This is a genomic window from Pseudoalteromonas rubra (genome assembly GCF_005886805.2).
In the GTDB taxonomy this organism is placed as follows: domain Bacteria; phylum Pseudomonadota; class Gammaproteobacteria; order Enterobacterales; family Alteromonadaceae; genus Pseudoalteromonas; species Pseudoalteromonas rubra_D.
The window spans coordinates 263772-282654 of the sequence record NZ_CP045429.1 but is presented as its reverse complement, the minus strand read 5'-3'; the positions used below and the strand labels follow the sequence as shown (position 1 = coordinate 282654).

16 protein-coding genes are annotated in these 18883 nt (G+C 48.7%); 4 read left to right on the top strand and 12 right to left on the bottom strand.

The annotated features are described in order from the left end of the window. The first annotated feature begins 37 nt into the window (after positions 1–37). Positions 38–2119, top strand: a complete 2082-nt coding sequence (locus CWC22_RS01165; protein WP_138537814.1) for a TonB-dependent receptor — start codon at positions 38–40, stop codon at positions 2117–2119. A gap of 52 nt (positions 2120–2171) precedes the next feature. Here the strand turns inward: CWC22_RS01165 and speD are convergent, their stop codons facing one another. The 9 genes from speD to fabR all read right to left on the bottom strand — a co-directional run bounded on the left by speD (position 2172) and on the right by fabR (position 10739). Then, positions 2172–2975, bottom strand: a complete 804-nt coding sequence (speD, locus tag CWC22_RS01160; RefSeq protein WP_010386245.1) for an adenosylmethionine decarboxylase — start codon at positions 2973–2975, stop codon at positions 2172–2174. 86 nt (positions 2976–3061) lie between these two features. After that, on the bottom strand, positions 3062–3475 hold the full coding sequence (locus CWC22_RS01155) for an OsmC family protein (RefSeq protein ID WP_125563116.1): 414 nt from the start codon (positions 3473–3475) through the stop codon (positions 3062–3064). An 82-nt stretch (positions 3476–3557) separates the two neighbouring features. Continuing rightward, positions 3558–3896 carry a DUF3802 family protein gene (locus CWC22_RS01150; RefSeq protein ID WP_010386242.1) on the bottom strand — a complete coding sequence of 113 codons (339 nt, stop codon included), beginning with the start codon at positions 3894–3896 and terminating at the stop codon, positions 3558–3560. A 197-nt stretch (positions 3897–4093) separates the two neighbouring features. Next, positions 4094–5566 (bottom strand): succinylglutamate-semialdehyde dehydrogenase, encoded by a 1473-nt coding sequence (astD, locus tag CWC22_RS01145; protein ID WP_138537815.1) that lies wholly within the window; start codon positions 5564–5566, stop codon positions 4094–4096. Positions 5567–5579: 13 nt separating this feature from the next. Then, the gene (gene astA, locus CWC22_RS01140; RefSeq protein WP_125563112.1) at positions 5580–6608 is read right to left on the bottom strand and encodes an arginine N-succinyltransferase; all 1029 of its coding nucleotides are present in this window, start codon (positions 6606–6608) and stop codon (positions 5580–5582) included. A 76-nt stretch (positions 6609–6684) separates the two neighbouring features. After that, a complete protein-coding gene (locus CWC22_RS01135; protein ID WP_138537816.1) occupies positions 6685–7896 on the bottom strand; it encodes an aspartate aminotransferase family protein in 1212 nt (403 codons plus the stop codon). Positions 7897–8218: 322 nt separating this feature from the next. Continuing rightward, positions 8219–9394 carry an HDOD domain-containing protein gene (locus CWC22_RS01130; RefSeq protein WP_010386238.1) on the bottom strand — a complete coding sequence of 392 codons (1176 nt, stop codon included), beginning with the start codon at positions 9392–9394 and terminating at the stop codon, positions 8219–8221. Between the two features lie 45 nt (positions 9395–9439). After that, on the bottom strand, positions 9440–10021 hold the full coding sequence (locus CWC22_RS01125) for an anthranilate synthase component II (RefSeq protein WP_125563108.1): 582 nt from the start codon (positions 10019–10021) through the stop codon (positions 9440–9442). Positions 10022–10094: 73 nt separating this feature from the next. Then, complete coding sequence (fabR, locus tag CWC22_RS01120) at positions 10095–10739, bottom strand: HTH-type transcriptional repressor FabR (RefSeq protein ID WP_138537817.1); 645 nt, start codon at positions 10737–10739, stop codon at positions 10095–10097. A gap of 114 nt (positions 10740–10853) precedes the next feature. On the opposite strand from fabR, the gene CWC22_RS01115 reads away from it, so the two are divergent. Next, positions 10854–11987: an acyl-CoA desaturase gene (locus CWC22_RS01115; protein ID WP_125563104.1), complete on the top strand. Its 1134-nt coding sequence runs from the start codon at positions 10854–10856 to the stop codon at positions 11985–11987. Between the two features lie 139 nt (positions 11988–12126). Next, the gene (sthA, locus tag CWC22_RS01110; RefSeq protein WP_230090642.1) at positions 12127–13464 is read left to right on the top strand and encodes a Si-specific NAD(P)(+) transhydrogenase; all 1338 of its coding nucleotides are present in this window, start codon (positions 12127–12129) and stop codon (positions 13462–13464) included. A 25-nt stretch (positions 13465–13489) separates the two neighbouring features. Here the strand turns inward: sthA and CWC22_RS01105 are convergent, their stop codons facing one another. Then, positions 13490–14740: a hypothetical protein gene (locus tag CWC22_RS01105; protein ID WP_230090610.1), complete on the bottom strand. Its 1251-nt coding sequence runs from the start codon at positions 14738–14740 to the stop codon at positions 13490–13492. Further along, entirely contained in the window at positions 14733–15398 is a 666-nt protein-coding gene (locus tag CWC22_RS01100) for a methylamine utilization protein (RefSeq protein ID WP_230090609.1), read from the bottom strand. Before CWC22_RS01100 ends, CWC22_RS01105 begins: the two co-directional genes overlap by 8 nt. Before the next feature lie 172 nt (positions 15399–15570). Between CWC22_RS01100 and CWC22_RS01095 the strand changes: the two genes are divergently transcribed. Further along, positions 15571–17628: a glycoside hydrolase family 97 protein gene (locus CWC22_RS01095; protein WP_138537819.1), complete on the top strand. Its 2058-nt coding sequence runs from the start codon at positions 15571–15573 to the stop codon at positions 17626–17628. 40 nt (positions 17629–17668) lie between these two features. On the opposite strand, the gene CWC22_RS01090 is transcribed toward CWC22_RS01095, so the two are convergent. Continuing rightward, a complete protein-coding gene (locus CWC22_RS01090) occupies positions 17669–18832 on the bottom strand; it encodes an MFS transporter (RefSeq protein WP_125563096.1) in 1164 nt (387 codons plus the stop codon). Between the last annotated feature and the right edge of the window lie 51 nt (positions 18833–18883).

The window sequence follows — 18883 nt, the reverse complement described above, 5'->3', positions numbered from 1 at the left end:
TACACTGTGCGCAATTAAAAATGGAACAAGATAAGACATGAAGCTTAAACTTTCTCTGCTTAGCACTAGCCTGTTGGCTGCCCTGTCATACCAAGCCGTGGCTGACGAATCACGCACAACCGCGCCCCTTGAAACCATTGAAGTCACCGGCGACTTTCAAACAGAATCTCTACAAACACTGAGTGCCAGTGCCAGTGTGATGGGTGAAGTTGAAGTGACCCATCGCGGCGCCAGTTATCTCGATGAGCTACTGAACAGCACAGCAAACGTTAACTTTACCGCCGGTGCATCGCGCGGCCGCTTTGTGCAGATCCGGGGGGTTGGCCTGCGCTCTCAGTTTGTCGATCCAATCACCCCCAGTGTTGGCATGCTGGTCGATGGCATTAATTACTCTGGTCTGGGTGGCAGTGCTCTGCTATTCGATATTGATCAGGTCACTCTGTACCGCGGCCCTCAGGGCACACGCTTTGGTGCCGATGCAATGGGCGGGATCATTGATCTTCAATCTCATGCCCCAACAGAAGATACTGCACTTAAACTACGTGTCGGCGCAGGAAATTATAACAGCTATGAAGCGGGCCTGGCCGCAGGTACTGGATTAACAGACAACACGGCCGCCCGTGTCAGCCTGTACCAACGAGGCTCTGACGGGTATGTCGATAACCTCTATTTGAACAAACCGACTCAGGATCAACAGGAACGACTGGCACGTCTTAAACTAAATAGCCAGCTAACAGAGGCTCTGGCTGTGAACCTGGCTGTGCATCACATTGATATTGATAATGGCTACGACGGATTCACGTTAGACAATACACGTAATAGCGTGGCCAACCAACCAGGTAAAGACACACAAAACAGTGACGCCTTTGCACTCAGTGCACTTTATACGGGCCTGAGCGCCTTTGATATAGAAGTTCAGGGGACTGGATTACAAGCAGATACCGAGTATAGCTACGACGAAGATTGGACGTGCCATGACGCAACCCAGGCTCAACTCTGCGCTGCAGGGTTACACCCTGATCACTATGTCAGCTTCGACAGTTATCTGCGCGATCATGAACGCGGCAGCCTTGAAGTTAAACTCAAAGACAAACAAGGCGACTGGGTTCTTGGTGCCTACGCACAGCGTCGTGACGTTGACTTAGATCGCAATAACGCATCGTTTAAGTCTAGCTATGATGTCTCCAGCCAGGCATTATTTGGCCAGAAAGTCACACATCTGAATGAGCAAACCCGCTTAATTACAGGATTACGGGTTGAGCGCTACGACAGTGAATACCTCGATTCCAACGGCTTTAATATCGAACAAGATGAAACCATGGTGGGCGGCAAGCTGGCACTGGAGTATCAGGTTGTCCCACGTACTATGATCTACACAAGCCTGAGTCGCGGTTATAAAGTCGGTGGTGCCAATGGCGAAGCACTGGCAAAAGCCAAAGATGATGGTTTTAGCATTCCTGCCTCAGCATTTTCTTTTGAACCAGAATATCTGTGGAATGCAGAGTTTGGTGTGAAAGGCCAGTCTGAAGATAAAAAACACACGCTGGCAGTCACCGCCTTCTACATGGAACGCGAAGACATGCAGCTTAAGCAATGGCAAATCGATGGTGTACAGTTTGCCGGTTTCATCAGTAATGCAGGTAAAGGTGAGAACTATGGTCTGGAAATCGAAGGCCAACGCCTGATCACTGATCAGCTGACGCTGAACTACAGTTTGGGTTATCTGGATACTAAAATTGAAGACTTTATCACCACAGCAGGTGATAACTTTGACGGCCGTGAGCAAGCACAGGCACCCAAATATCAATATGCGTTCGCAGCAGACTACAGCATCCTGGAAAACCTGGTGGTCACGCTGGGCCTGGAAGGGAAAGATGATTATTTCTTCTCGGACAGCCACAATGAGCAAGCACCGAGCCAAAACCTGATCAATGCCAGTGTGAGTTATTATGGTGAACAATGGTCATTAACTGCCTGGGGACGTAATCTGGCCGATCGCGACGTGCCCGTCAGAGGATTTTACTTTGGTAATGATCCACGTGATGGCTACACAGCACGAAACTATGTTCAGTATGGTGAGCCTCGGGTATTTGGCCTGACATTCACATACGATCTGTAAGCCTAATGAAAAAAGGCGCTCGATGAGCGCCTTTTTTATTAGTATCTATTCATTACTCTGGCAGGTTGCGGCCGTAGAATACTTCCTGTATTTCGCGATTCAGACGTTCACGGATCTGCTCTTCTTCTTCAGTATTCAGGTCATCCGTCGTGATGCCGAATAAATAAGTATTCAGGTCGGTTTCCTTTAACATCATCTTAGTGTGGAACAGGTTTTCCTGATACACATTCACATCCACCATGTGATACGCCTCTTTGGTGTCTTCCGTCATGTAATTCTGGATAGAGTGGATCGCATGGTCTATGTAGTGTTTTACGCCATTCACATCGCGGGTAAAACCACGTACACGATAGTCGATAGTCACCACATCTGACTCCAACTTGTGGATCAGGAAGTTTAGCGCCTTCAGCGGAGAAATAATGCCACAGGTCGATACTTCGATATCAGCACGGAACGTACAAATGCCATCGTGCGGGTGTGCTTCAGGATAGGTGTGCACACAGATATGGCTTTTATCCAAGTGCGCAACAACCGAATCCGGTAACGGACCAGGCGCTTCATTGCTGTCGAATGTTTGCTGTTCCACTGGCTCTTCCGATACCAAAATGGTGACACTCGCCCCCTGAGGATCATAATCCTGACGTGCAATATTTAGTACATTGGCACCAATGATATCGACAACATCGCGCAGAATGTCGGTCAGACGATCGGCACTATACTGTTCATCGATGTATTCCAGATATTCTTTTCGCTGCTGCTCGGTCTTTGCATAGCAAATATCATAGATACTAAAGCTTAAACTCTTAGTTAAGTTGTTAAAGCCATGGAGTTTAATTTTATCAAAGGGCTTGTTCACGATAGACCCACCTTAAAACGTGAAAATCTGCGCTGCAGAAATAAAAGTTCGCGGATTTTATACGAAAATAGCGTCTCGAAAAAGCACTATTTTGCGCTGTTTTCAACCACCTCATGGCTATGGGTAATTTCTACTGCTTTTTCAAGCATTAAGGCCACAGAACAGTACTTCTCAGCAGACAATTGCACGGCGCGTGCTAGGTGCTTTTCAGACACATTATTGCCAGTCACTACAAAGTGTAGATTGATCTTTGTAAATACTCTAGGTGCGCTCTCAGCGCGCTCAGCCGTCAGCTCCACAGTGACATCACTGACATCCTGCTTGGCTTTTTTCAGGATACTCACCACGTCCACCGATGAGCAACAACCTGCCGACATCAACACCATTTCCATCGGGCTGGGTGCAGCACTTTCAGCACCGGCATCAAAAACCACGTTATGACCAGAATGAGAACGCCCAATAAAGGTATCGCCATCAACCCACTTCACACTTGCTTGCATGTTTATTATTCCTCTAGTTCCTAAAACTAATAACACCGCCATGAGGCGGTGTTATCTTTACTACCTGACAGCCAAAACGGTGTCAGTTAATTGCATTATCGAACAGATTTTTCACCAACCCGGCGAATTCTTCAATAAATTCTCTTTGTTCTTCGGTTACGCGCTGCTCAGTGACGCTGGAGAGTACTTCCTGCAAATCATATACGATGCCGTCAACTTCTCTGACAATCAGGCTACGTTGTTCGGTCGTCAATCCGGTCTGTTGCTCACAGAGGCGGATCACGTGTTCAGCAATCACATCTTCTATTAACTCCAACACCTTAGGTGCATTGGCTTTCACCACACCCGGCTTCTCAAACAAGGCTAAGTGTTGCGTTAGGTACATGACTAACTCATCGTATCCTTGTTTATCTAAAACCATATATTGCCCACCTGAATGTATCAATGACATCTCCTATTGATTTAAGCAGAAACTAGTTTTGATTGCTACTTTTGATATTTGCTGACCAACAAAAAAGCAGCCAAGTTTTACGCTAGGCTGCTTTTTCCAATACTAAAGAGTGAGAATCTAACGATAATCCACCTTAGCAATTAAGGGGGCTCTCACCATTTAGGATTTTACTCGATTGTCAGGCCCGGACTCAAGGTACCTGGCAAAGTTACTTTGTCTAGTTCTACCGAAGCCACAGGGTATGCACAGTAATCTGCTGCATAATAAGCACTTGCTCTGTGGTTACCAGATGCGCCGATACCACCAAACGGGGCTGCGCTTGAAGCACCCGTGATAGGACGGTTCCAGTTAACAATACCAGCACGACTGCGACGCAGGAAGTGCTCATAATCCGCCTGATTGTCACCCAGTAGACCAGCAGACAGACCAAAACTGGTGTCGTTGGCCTTTTCAATCGCCGCATCAAAGTCGCTGTAACGGAAAACCTTCAACAACGGACCAAAGTGCTCATCATCCGGGAAGTCTGTTACTTTGCTACATTCAATGATACCAGGTGTTACAAAACCTGTACCTTCAGTATGTGTCAGCTCAAGCAGAACCTCACCACCAAGCTCAACCAACTGTTGTTGTGCTGCAACCATACCAGCAGCGGCGTTGTTAGAGATCATAGAGCCCATGAACGGCTGATCTTCAGCATCATAGTTACCAATCTTAATCGCTTTGGTCGCTTTAAGCAGTTGCGCCAGGATCACATCACCCTGTTCACCTTCAGGCAGGAACAGTTTGCGCGCACAAGTACAACGTTGACCACTTGAGATAAATGCCGACTGGATGATGTCATGTACAGCTGCTTTGGTATCAGCCACATCTTTCACGATCAGTGGGTTGTTACCACCCATTTCCAGTGCCAGGATTTTGCCTGGCTGACCTGCGTACTGCTCGTGCAGCAGGTGACCGGTGCGAGAAGAGCCGGTGAAGAACAAGCCATCGATGCCTTTGTGCGACGCCAATGCTTTACCCGTTTCAACTTCACCCTGTACCAGGTTAACGACACCCTTTGGCAGACCCGCCTGTTCCCATAGCTTCAATGTCAGCTCTGCAACATAAGGCGTCAGTTCTGATGGCTTGAAGATCACGGTGTTACCTGCAAGCAATGCTGGAACGATATGGCCATTAGGCAGATGGCCCGGGAAGTTATAAGGACCAAAAACAGCAACCACACCATGGGCTTTGTGACGAATCACAGCGCGGCCCACTGGCATTGGGTTTTCAACCACACCCGTACGCTCATGGTAGGCTTTTTCAGAAATGGCAATTTTACCAACCATGGCACCCGCTTCAGTACGCGTTTCCCACAATGGCTTACCTGTTTCCTGAGCAATGGCGACAGCCAGGGCTTCACTGTTTTCTTTCAGTAGTTCAGCAAAACGCTTAACCACGGCCAGACGCTCTTCAAACGCCAGTTCGCTCCAGGTATAGAAAGCTTCACGTGCGGCTTTAACGGCGCTATCAACTTGCGCTGCGGTTGCCGCGTTTGCACGCCAGATCTCTTCGTTGTTTGCCGGGTTTACCGAAGCAAACGCTGCGCCTTCACCTAAGCGCCACTCACCATTGATAAACTGTGCTGCGTGTGTTGTCATAATTCTTTCCCAATTAAAGAGTTGCAATACTAACGGTATCACCGTCAGCGATCTGAAGGGCCTTAGCTACCGTACCAGGGATGGCAACTTCCGTTGCTTTTTCTGGTAGCGCTAACGTCAGCGCCGTCGCACGATATCCCGCTAGTTTATCATTAGCTATCATCACGGGGGAACCTTCTGCGTCGATCTTAACCTGATCATCAATGCGTACACTGTACTTACGAACTTCACGCACGGTACGGATATTGTCGACTTTGGCCTCTACGGTTGGACCGGCATCGAAAATATCGACATAACCATTAAAGGTAAACCCTTCGCTCTTGAGCAGTTCAATTGCCGGACGAGTATTGTCGTGTACTTCACCTACAACTGACTGGGCTTCTTTGCTCAGCAGATTGACATAGATTGGGTACTTAGGCATCAACTCGGCAATGAATACTTTCTGTCCAATGCCAGTCAGGTAGTCCGCCGTTGGGAAGTCCATTGAGAAGAAGTGCTCTTCCAGCCACTGCCAGAATGGGCTGTCGCCATTTTCATCAGAGACACCACGCATCTCAGCAATCACCGTTTCTGCAAAGCGATCACGATGCTGATTGATAAACATAAAGCGTGACTTTGACAATAATTTGCCATTTAATCCGCGACGATATTTATCGCGCAGGAATAATGTACACAACTCAGTGGCACCGGTGTAATCATTACACAGGGTTAGAATATCCACTGCTTTGTAAACATTCAAAGTCCGCGATGAGTGGATCACTTTACTTAAGTGGTAGTGATAGAAGGCATCATCAAGACCCACTGCGGCTTCGATGGCACTGGTGCCAACGACTTCGCCTGTTTCACTGTCTTCAAGTACAAATAAGTAGCCTTCATCAAAAGGCACATCTGTTTCTTTAGCAAATGAAGCAACTGAACGTTCGATCTTGTTTTGCAGCAATTCTTCATTGACCGGCAATGAAGTAAAGCCATGCCCCGACTCCTGGGCAATGTTCAAAAGCGCTGAATAATCGCTTTTCTGGATTGGGCGAAGGATCATCATGAGCCCGCTTACTCCTCAAAAAATGTAGATAGCTGAGTCGCACATATAAGTGCGACCCACATGTCACCGACTAAAATTAGGCGTTGTTTGCAACCACACGCGCTACAGCCGCTTCAAAGCGTGCCATACCTTCACGGATATCCGCGTCAGGAATAACCAAAGACGGCGTGAAACGCACAACATTGGCACCGGCAACCAAAGACATGACGCCTTGATTAATACCTTCAACCAGGAACTCTTTTGCTTTACCCTGATACTTGTCGTTCAGTACGCCACCCAGTAGCAAACCTTTACCACGGATCTCGCTGAATACCTGATGCTTCTCGTTGATGTCGTTTAATAGCTCACGGAACAAGGCTTCTTTTTCTTTCACACCATTCAGTACTTCCGGTGTATTTACCGTGTCCAGCGCAGCTTCTGCAACCGCACATGCCAGCGGGTTACCGCCATAGGTAGAACCGTGTGTACCAATTTTAAGATGCTCTGCAATCTCAGCGGTTGTGATCATTGCACCAATAGGGAAACCACCGCCCAGCGCCTTTGCTGTCGTCAGGATGTCAGGCGTTACACCCAGTCCCTGATAAGCATATAAATCACCAGTACGGCCAACACCCGTTTGTACTTCATCAAAGATCAGCAATGCATTGTGCTTGTCACACAGTGCACGTACACCCTTCACAAAGTCCGCTTCCGGAGAAATGATACCGCCTTCACCCTGTAGAGGCTCCATCATAACGGCACAAGTGTTGTCTGAAATCAGCGCTTCCAGAGCTGCCAGATCATTGTAGTCACTGTGTACAACATCGCCCGGCTTAGGACCGAAACCATCAGAATATGCAGCCTGACCACCCACAGTAACAGTGAAGAAAGTACGGCCATGGAAGCCTTTGTTGAAGGCGATAATTTGTGATTTTTGCTCACCGAATTTGTCCAAAGCCCAACGACGCGCCAGTTTTAAAGCGGCTTCGTTTGCTTCTGCACCAGAGTTTGCAAAATAAACTTTGTCTGCGAAGGTCGCATCAGTCAGTTTTTTCGCCAGACGAAGTGCCGGCTCATTGGTCATTACGTTAGACAGGTGCCAGATTTTCTCGCCCTGCTCTTTCAGCGCTGCAACCAGTGCCGGGTGACAGTGACCCAGACAATTTACTGCGATACCGCCCGCGAAATCGATGTATTCTTTGTCATTTTGGTCCCATACGCGCGCACCTTCACCCTTTACTGGGATTACTGCTGAAGGTGAATAGTTAGGCACCATTACCTGATCGAAAAGTTCACGATTGATAGTCATTTTGATTCCTCATTTTGGTGAGTACAGCACTCAACCGGGGCAGGCAGTGATACATGAAATCTCAGCGACAGCGATGTAAAAGACCTGAATTTTTCCCAATTGGTGCAAAATTCATACGCTCATTATTTCAAAAAAAAGCGCATTTGTCTCATATTAAACACCGTGCTAGCCCTTTATATTCAAGGGATTAGTATATAATTGCATTCTCAGTGAATAACTATTAAGGCGCTTAAAATTAACGCCCCTATAACTTCAAGGTGTTTACTGAGATCCTCCGCTTACCCGGGATGAATGAATAAGCGGGAAAAAAGTGTGGCTTTTTTTACAGGATAGTCAATTGTAGGCTTTGCAGTGCTGTTTTTGACAGCAGATCTTGCTCTTCGCGGGTGAGTTGGTTGAAGGCAAGCCAATCTTTGGCTTCATCCGCTTCTAATAAATGGGTATCTTTTAGGACCTGATACTGCGCATAGCAATAGGCTTTACGCACTACCTGAGTGAGAGGTAATTGGTCGGCAGCATGATTATTCGCCTTTGGCAGATAGCTTTGCGCGAACTCTTCAATCGCGGCATTGAACGGCAGATAACGAAACTCCATGCGCTCAATCAGATACTGTGACACCGTGGCGGAGTGCTCCAGCAGTAAGTTACGCAGGAACAGAGGATCAGGCTCCAAACCAACCAGAGCAGTATGCAAGTCTTTTTGTTTTTTATCACGGGCAATCTTTACTTTACCCTGCCAGACCCGCTCAAAGGTACGCAAATATAGCCGCGTCAGGGCAATTTTGCCGACATCCAACAACATACCCAGCGTAAACGCATGTTGCTCTTTTACGCCATACAACGGGGCTAGGGTTTTAGCCGCAATGGAGGTTGCCATACTCATATCACGCAACTTGCGCTTTAGTAATGGAAAAGGTTCGGTTGAATGAGGCATCCAATGGCGTACTGCAAATGTGGGGATCACCATTTGCAAGTTTTCCAGTCCCAGATATCTTAACGCCAATGCCGGTGTATCAACCTTCACGGCTGTGCCTTTCGCACTCTTTTTACGGTATTGAGGGAGATTCACCAAAGACACCAGATCTCGGCCCATCCAGGATAAGTCATTCACCAATGGCTCCAAGCGTCCGACAGATGCCGACTTCACAGCCAGAATGTCTAATACCGTTGGCACCGCCTCTTGAATACCCACCACTTCATGATAAATCGTATCTAAATCTTCCAGCTGGGTATTAATGGCGGTTTCGATGACCTGATGCAGATGAGTGCTGGCTTTGGCAATATACTTATGATGACTGGTACTGCGCTCCTGGCGTTTGGCGGCCGCAGCAAGCTCGACCTCAAGCATTGTGCGTTGTGGTATCCGCTCGCCAAAATTCATATCAAAGGTATGAATGTAGCCGATCTGCTGCTGCGCAAAGTTATGGCTAATTAGTACATCATGGGCACGCTCTGCCAGCGCTTGTGCGATCCTAAGTTGCCTAATGTCATCTGTCATCAATTATGTTCTTTTCCGGTATTGTCGGGGGTTACTTTTCTAAGGTTAGAAGCGACTTATAAAGTTATCAAGTAGCCGCAGACCATGCTCGGTCAGAATGGCCTCAGGGTGAAATTGGACACCTTCCAACGCCCGCTCAGTATGGCATAAGCCCATGATTTCATCTAGTTCACCCGAACTATTTTGCGTCCAGGCTGTCACCTCAAGAGCGTCTGGCAGACTTGCTTGTTGCACAACCAAAGAGTGGTACCGACAAACCTCAAAGCGTGCAGGTAACCCGTTGAATGAACCCCGCTGATTATGCACCAGCGTTGAGGTTTTACCATGCATAACTTGCCTGGCACGCACGACGCGTGCCCCCAGAGCCTGAGCAATCGTTTGATGCCCCAGGCAGATACCCAGAATGGGGATCTGCCCTTGAAACGCATCAACGACCGACAGAGACACACCCGCTTCGTTAGGCGAACAAGGGCCAGGAGAAATTACAATATGATCCGGGTTTAGTGCGCGAATGTCAGAGATCGACAGCGCATCATTGCGATGCACCACAACCTCCTGGTCAAGGCGTTGAAAATATTGCACCAAATTGAACGTAAAAGAATCATAATTGTCTATCATAAGTAGCATACTGCGCTATCCTTGTGATGTCGTATTAAAGCGGTTTAAATCTGATTATATCATGCCAGTAAGCCGGATCAGGTTACTGACCCGGTGCTTTGGTCGTTACCTGTATCTGACTCTCTTTTTGATAACCTGACGCCCCTTTAACGATATATCTGAGTTGCCAGATCAACCGCTCGGTCAACTCGGCTCGTTGCTGCGCATCCTGATCTAACGCCTCCGCGCCTGAACTGAAGACCAAAGTCACCATGGCTTCTGCCTGCATATAAGCATGGCTGGCATCACACGGCGTTTCGGTCTCCAGATAATGAGACAACTCCATGATGAAATGTTTGATCTCTCTGGCGACAGCAGCCCTGAACGCCGGAGACGTGCCAGAGCGTTCGCGCAACAGCAATCGAAACTGGTTACTGGAAGTTTCTATGAATTCCATAAAGGTAAGTACCGAAGTGTGGATCACGCTCCCGCCACCCTTAGCGATTCTGCGCCGAGCCTGACGCATCAGCTGGCGCAGGGTCAGGCCAGCTTCATCCACCATTGTCAGCCCCAGCTCATTCATGTCTTTAAAGTGACGATAAAAGGAGGTCGGCGCAATCCCCGCCTCTCGGGCAACTTCACGCAAACTAAGATTGGTAAAGCTATGCTCAGCACTGAGCTGATTAAACGCTGCCTCAATCAACGCCTGGCGCGTTTTTTGTTTTTGCTGGGCACGAACACCTGACATGGACGCTATTCCTATAATTTATTAGCTCAGATCGACAATAGTGGGAGTCTAATACTTGACGACGCAAGTTTGAAATACTATTTTAGCGTACAAGTGTACGCTGAGATTTAAAAAATGAAAAAACCCCCGTTATTGTGGACTAATGTCTTATTCTTTAGTCTGTCCTTTCTTGCTGCCATTACTTTAGTCCCCTGGTATGGGTTCGAATATGGGTACAGTGCAACGCACTGGATTGCGTTTGTCGGGTGTATGTTTTACGCCGGCATGTCGATCACCGCAGGTTATCATCGCCTGTGGGCCCACAAGGCCTATGACGTTCACCCTGTTATGCAGGTATTCTTTGCACTGGGCGGTGCCTTTGCGTTGCAAAATAGCGCACTGCACTGGAGCAGTGACCACCGCATTCACCACGGTCAGGTCGACGATCCAATCAAAGACCCCTATGCCGCAACACGAGGCTTCTGGTACAGCCATATCGGCTGGATGCTCAGAGACTATCAGGGAGACAGCTACGGTGACTACAGCAATGCCCGCGACTTACAACGCAACAAAATCGTGATGTGGCAACACAAGCACTACCTGAAGCTGGTGTTACTTACCAATATCGGCATTCCACTGCTGCTGGGCTTGATGCTGGGCGACATCATCGGGATGCTATTATTAGCCGGTGTGCTAAGGCTCGTGCTCAGCCAGCACTTTACTTTCTTTATCAATTCGCTGGCACACATCTGGGGAAAACGCCCTTATACCGAGAAAAACACCGCACGAGACAATGGTTTTCTGGCCCTGCTCACCTATGGTGAAGGCTATCACAATTTCCACCATATCTTTGCCAGCGATTATCGCAATGGCATTCGCTGGTATCATTATGATCCAACCAAGTGGATGATCCGGGGTCTTTCTTATCTTGGTCTGGCCAGCAAGCTGAAGCGAACGCCTATTGAACGGATAGAAAAAGCCAAGGCAGAAACCTTATTAAATAAGACTAAAGTTACCCTAGCGAAATTGCCTTTGGCGCAGGATAAGCTTACATTGTTACAACAAGAGTATGATTTATTGCTGAAAAAACTTCAGCACTTCTGTGCCGTGCAAAAGCAGGTACTGGAAACGAAAAAGCATGCCATGCGTGAGCAATGCGAGCAATCGGCCCTGTTAAAACAGTATCAAGAACTAGAACAGGCCTGGGAAGCGCAAAAACAGGCATGGCTGGCATTAAACTCGAGGTTGTTAAAGGGCGCCACCAGCTAACCCAATAACGGCCTCACAAGTCATTATGTAAGGTGAGGCCGTGAGTAAAAAAACCGCCACAAAAACCCCCAATCAAAGCGCATCATACCAGTATGATGCGATCATCATTGGCACAGGCCCCGGCGGCGAAGGGGCTGCCATGAATCTCTCCAAAAGCAATCGTAAAGTCGCCGTGATTGAGCGACAAAAAGATGTCGGGGGTGGCTGCGTACATTGGGGAACTATCCCTTCCAAAGCACTGCGTCACTCTGTCAGCCGTTTGATTGAGTACAAATCGAACCCACTGTTTCGGTTCAGCGAACGCCCGCAACGCCTGACGTTTCAGGACATTCTGCATCATGCCAGTAATGTGATCAGCAAACAGTCAAGCCTGCGCTCAAGCTTCTACGACCGCAACCGCATCCACCTCTATCAGGGCGATGCAACTTTTGTCGATGCACACACAATCCGGGTCCAACATCATGACGGTTCGCAGGAACTACTGACTGCGCAGACCATTGTCATTGCCACGGGCTCTCGTCCGTATCGTCCACCTGGCGTCGATTTCGCTCATCCGCGCGTCTATGACAGTGATACGATTTTAGATTTAACACACAACCCACAGCGCGTACTGGTTTACGGTGCCGGGGTCATTGGTTGTGAGTACGCATCTATATTTAAGGGCTTAGGTGCCAAAGTTGACCTTATCAATACCCGTGATCGACTGCTGTCGTTTATGGACGATGAAATCTCCGATGCACTGAGCTACCACTTCTGGAACAGTGGTATCGTGATCCGACACAATGAAGAGTTTGCCAAGGTTGAAACCCAGGACACGGGCGTTGTGCTGCATCTTCAATCGGGTAAAAAGGTTAAAGCCGACTGCATTTTGTGGGCCAACGGAAGAACTGGTAATACCGATTCACTCAATCTGGATGCCATTGGCCTCAAAGCAGACAGCCGCGGCCAGCTCAAAGTCAATGAGCATTACCAGACAGAAATAGACAATGTATACGCCGTAGGTGACGTAATTGGGTATCCCAGTCTAGCCAGTGCTGCCTTTGATCAGGGCCGTATTGCGGCACATGCGATTGTACACGGTAAGTGCGATGATCGTCTGATCACTGACATTCCAACGGGTATTTACACCATTCCGGAAATGAGTTCAGTAGGCAAAACCGAGCAACAGCTGACGGCCGCCAAAATCCCATACGAAGTGGGCCGGGCACAATTCAAACACCTGGCACGCTCGCAGATCACGGGGACTGAAGTCGGCTCACTGAAGCTGCTTTTTCATGCTGAAAGCAAAGAGATACTCGGAATACACTGTTTTGGTGAGCGGGCCTCCGAGATCATTCACATTGGTCAGGCCATTATGGAACAAAAAGGCAAAGGCAATAATGTTGAGTACTTCGTCAATACCACCTTTAACTACCCGACCATGGCCGAAGCATACCGGGTCGCAGCACTCAACGGATTGAACCGTTTATGTGACTAACCCGTCAGGGTGTGAGTGCTGCGCCTTAAAAACGCAGCGCTCCACTTACACGCCACAACTGCTCTATCTGACGCGTCGGTAAATTAAAATCGGCTCGATTTGCGACCTTAGATTCCAGATACTGAAACTCCATACCAACATGCCAGCGCTCAGAGATCTGCCAGCGACCTGTTACGGTTATCGCCCCCCCTTCACTGGTGTTTGGATCGAAATCCCAAAAGTCGCGATCTTTCACGTCGAATTGCTCCACCCGACCACTCACTCGATAATCCTGCCATTTATGGGTTAACAGAATAAACTGGCTGCTGAAGTCGTTATCAACGCCACGCCTGATCCCCATCGCCGTATTGCCAGCCATCGCCTGCATGACCAGATGCGTGGCCCGGGTGATCTTAAAACGATAAGCCGCACTGTAAAACTTGGTATCCCAGGCATATTGCCCGGTCTGATAGTTCAATACACTTGGGTCACCGTTATTATCATACCAATACAGCCTCAGCGTGTGACGCTTCCGATAATCCCAGTGTGCGCCGAGGTAATACCCAAACCGACCATCGACTTCAGTAAAAGGCTCAGTTCGCCAGGATTGCTTAGCCAAAGGCGGCGCCTGTAGTGCGTTGATCGGCGCAAAAGGGATGGCTTCATTAAACACACTTTGTCTGTCGTGTATTGCCCAGCCACGCCAGGCCAGTAAAGTACCTGCCGGATCATTCCCTTTATACAAAGCTCCCAGCAACTCCCAATTGTGACCTGTTCGTTGGCGGCGTGGTAATCGGCTGTCACTGTGCTTATAACTCACTTCCGTACCAAAAGTACGGATCTCTTCACCCAACCAGGTATTTATCGCGCTGTAGCTATAATTATAAGGAGACGACCAGCCAATATCAGGGTTTTCCAGAGACAAGCGTGGGTAAAACCCCCCAAGCCGCGCTTGCCACTGGCGGGGCCCTTTGTTCAGGGTATGATACTGTGCAAATAATTCAGTAAACCCGAATTTACTATCCGGATCGGGAACATATTGGGCACTGGCTAGCAAAGACCATTTGCTGCCCAGCTCAGTGCGTATATCCAGCACGGCACGACTCAAGTTGAGTCGCTCAGAGTCGGCACCAAAGCGATTTACTGCCACGCCCCGGTTATACCAGGCTGCATATTCACTGCTATTTTGCCAACTTGCCTGAATTGCACCTTTATACTGAAAGTCCTGTGCCTGTGCCGTGCTGATGCCCACAACACTCAGCCCAATCAGCCCCAGCTTTTGAAGTTGTTTATTCATAATCATCAAACTCATCACTGAAATCTTCCTGGAGCATACCAAGGGACTGCTGCAACTGAATATTCAGTTGTTCACCCGACTTGACGGCGGATAATACATGACTTTCCGGACTGTCTAAGTCCATAAATCCCTCGTGCCAGACTTTTAACGTCACGTCATTGTGCTGCGCCGCAGGTATTGAAATGCGTGCGATGCCCTGAGTATCTGTTACGGCAAAATGCGTAGAGTCAACAACCAGAATGTAACCCAGCATCCAGTCATGGATGTTACAGCCCAGCTCCACAGCCCCGGTCGCAGAAAACGTCAGGGCCTGTGGTTGATCCCGATACAATTTAAACTCAAAGCGCTTGGCGGGAGAGAAGGAGTACACATGGTGCAAAATAGAGTCATAGTTAGGAAATGACACTTCGGCCTGTTTTGGCACAATCAGTAAATGCGGCGTAAATGCGCGGTTTTTCTGGCCCATTTTATAACTGCGTGTGAGGACAGCCTGATCGGCAGCAAGTCCTTTACCACTGAGCCATACGGCCGCGCCGGGCAATACCTTTCCCTCTTTGTCCCGCACCTGAACAGTGAGCTGCTCAGCGGCAGTGGCACAGGCAGAGATCAGAGTAACGGCAGCTAAAGTGATACTAAGAATATGTTTTAATTGAGTCATTGCCTAAAAGCTCCTTGCGGTCTCGATTTAGTATAGGCCACAGATGTAGACCGGACGACCGTTAGTTTCCATTCATCGCATTTTCAAAGTGAATACGTATGCAGACAGTTCATGCCCGGACGAAGATAACAGTAAGCTAAACATTCACTCACATTTGCAACCGAGATAGTTTATGCGATTAGTCTTCAGTGCAACAGGCGTTGCTGTCACACTCTTAGCCGGTTTACTTACCACTGCAACACAGGCTGCGACATACAGTGTCAGCTCGCCAGACGGTAAACTCACCTTTCAAGTCAGCGATGACAATACCCAGCCCAGCTACCAGATCATGTTTAATAACCAAGCCGTGATTGCCCCCTCAAAGTTAGGGTTCGATTTTGCCCGCGCCCCCTCGCTGCGCGACGGACTGATCATCAGCAAAACCCAGCGCAACAGCGTAGATGAGCGCTGGCAGCAACCCTGGGGTGAGGCACGAGAAGTACACAACCATCACAATGAACTGGTTGTTACCCTGGCTGACAGTCAGTCAAAGCAGGCGCAATATACCCTGAGAATACGGGCATTTGATGACGGTGTCGGCTTCCGCTACGAAGTAGCTCAGGACTCTGCCCGCTATATCACCAGAGAACTGACTGAATTTGCTGTCGCTGACAGTGACAAGGCACAAGCCTGGTGGATCCCAGCTCGCGGCTGGAACCGCTATGAATATACCTATAACACCACAGCACTCCATGATGCAGCCCATGTCCACACCCCATTTACATTGAAAAACAAAGATGGTGTGCATGTCAGCATTCACGAAGCCGCACTGGTTGACTATGCCGCTATGACCCTGAACCAGCGTCGCCCCGGTACCTTTATCAGCGATCTGACCCCCTGGTCTGATGGCATTGCCGTAAAGACCAATGGCCACTTCAAAACCCCCTGGCGCACCATTCAGATCGGCGCCCAGGCAACTGATTTGCTGAACTCGCGCCTTATTCTCAACCTGAATGAGCCCAATAAATTAGGCGATGTATCCTGGGTAGAGCCAGGTAAATACCTCGGCATTTGGTGGGGCATGCACATCGGAAAGAACACCTGGGGCAGTGGTGAAAAACATGGCGCGACTACAGAACGCACTAAAGAATACCTGAGTTTCGCAGCCGAGCATGGCTTCGATGGTGTGCTGGTAGAAGGCTGGAATACCGGCTGGGATGGCGACTGGTTCTTCAATGGTGATGTATTCAGCTTTACAGAAACCTACCCGGATTTCGACTTGGATGCCATTGCTAAACATGGCGAACAAGTAGGTGCCCGCCTGATCGGTCACCACGAAACCTCAGGTAATGTCAGCAATTATCGCGACCAGATGGCAGATGCCTTTGCCCTGTACGAAAAAGCCGGTGTCCGTCAGGTTAAAACCGGCTATGTTGCCGATGGTGGCAATATCAAGCGCATTGATGAGCGTGGTCACGCCCGGTTCGAATGGCACGACGGTCAGTTTATGGTTAATGAATACCTGGACAATGTGAAACTGGCGGCCAAACATAAGATCAGCATCAATACCCATGAACCAATTAAGGATACGGGATTACGCCGCACTTACCCTAACTGGCTGACCCGAGAAGGCGCACGCGGCCAGGAGTTTAATGCCTGGGGTACACCACCCAACCCACCTGAGCATACCACCATGCTGGCCTATACCCGTATGTTGTCTGGCCCGATGGATTTTACACCAGGTATTTTCGACATGAGTTTTAACGGCCTGGGCGACAAAACCAACCGCCCACAAACGACCCTTGCCAAACAACTGGCGCTATATGTTGTACTGTATAGCCCAGTGCAAATGGCCGCGGACCTGCCAGAAAACTATTTGGCAAAACCACAGGCCTTCCAGTTTATTAAAGACGTCCCGGCGGACTGGGAGCACAGTATCGCATTGGCAGGTGAAGTGGGCGACTATGTGGTCTTTGCCCGTAAAGAGCGCAAACGCGGTAAGTATTCGGGAAATGACTGGTATTTAGGTGCCATCACCGATGAACAGGCAAGAAGCATTAACATAAAGCTCGACTTCCTTGAGCCAGGCCAGCGTTTCGAAGCCCAGATCTATCAGGATGGCCCTAAGGCAGAATGGAAATACAACCCCTATGATCTGAGCATTCAAAAACAGATTGTCACGACACAAGATACCTTAACGCTGAAGCTCGCCACCAGTGGCGGCACCGCGATCCGCTTTAAGGCCCTTTAAAACACACATTAAAAGCCGCCCACACCGGGCGGCTTTTTTATCAGGCAGCCACTTTTTTCAGATGCGGCGTAATGAACTGGCTAAGAATCAAAGAGCACCCCGCCAGGGCCGCACCAAAATAAAATACCAACGATTGGTCATACAACCACACCATGCCAAAGCTCGCCGGGATCACCACTGCCGCGATGTGATTAATGGTAAAACTCACTCCGGCCGTGGCGGCAATATCTTCTGGCTGGGCAATTTTTTGGAAATAGGTTTTAAGCGCAATGGCCATCGCAAAGAAGATATGATCCACTAAATATAATACCGCCGCTAATTGCGCAGACTCGACCAGCGCATAGCCAATAAAGACCAAAACCAAACCTGAATACTCCAGCGTCAGGGCCTTTTGCTCACCAATCTTGCTAATCATCTGACCAATTTTTGGGGCCACGAAAATATTCACAAGGTGGTTGAGCATATACAAGGCAGTGATCTCGGCCACATCAAAGCCGAACTTTTCCACCATCAAAAAACCGGCAAACACCATAAAGATTTGACGACGGGCGCCGGAGAAAAAGGTCAGGACGTAATACAGACTGTACTGTTTTCTTAGAATGAGTTTTTTATGTTGCGTGGCTTGTTGAACGAAGTGCGGGTGCGTTAGCGCCATAAACAAGGTCAGTACCAGTCCGGCCCCGCCAAATAACAAGTACACCCACACATAATCGGTCGCCATCCAGGTAAATGCCACCCAGATGAGCCCGAAGGTCACTAAAGAGGCCATCGATTTTATCGACAGTAAACGGCCCAATTGCTCGGGTGCCTCTTCCTTAGTGAACCACTGCAAGCTCAGCGATTGATTCAGTGTTTCAAAATAGTGGAATCCAATAGACATCAGCACCGTCGTGGCATACAGGCCATACACACTCGGGAAAAACCCTGTCAGTGCCACACCTATCGACAACAAACATAAACTGATCAAGGCAAAGGTTTGTTCCTTCAGCACCAGCAACACAAACACAGCTGTAAAAGCCAGGAAACCTGGGATTTCTCGCAGTGATTGCAACATGCCAATATGCGCACCTGTAAACGCAGCCTGTTCAATCGCAAAGTTATTAAGCAAGGCATTCCAGGCAGAAAATGTCATAGCCATGACGATGGTTGCCAGCACCATAAAGCTCATCGGGGAAGGCACAAAAAGTCGGGTCGGGTTTTTCATTCACAGTCCTTAAGCACATTGATTGCCGTTATCGGCCCGGTTAGTATATGA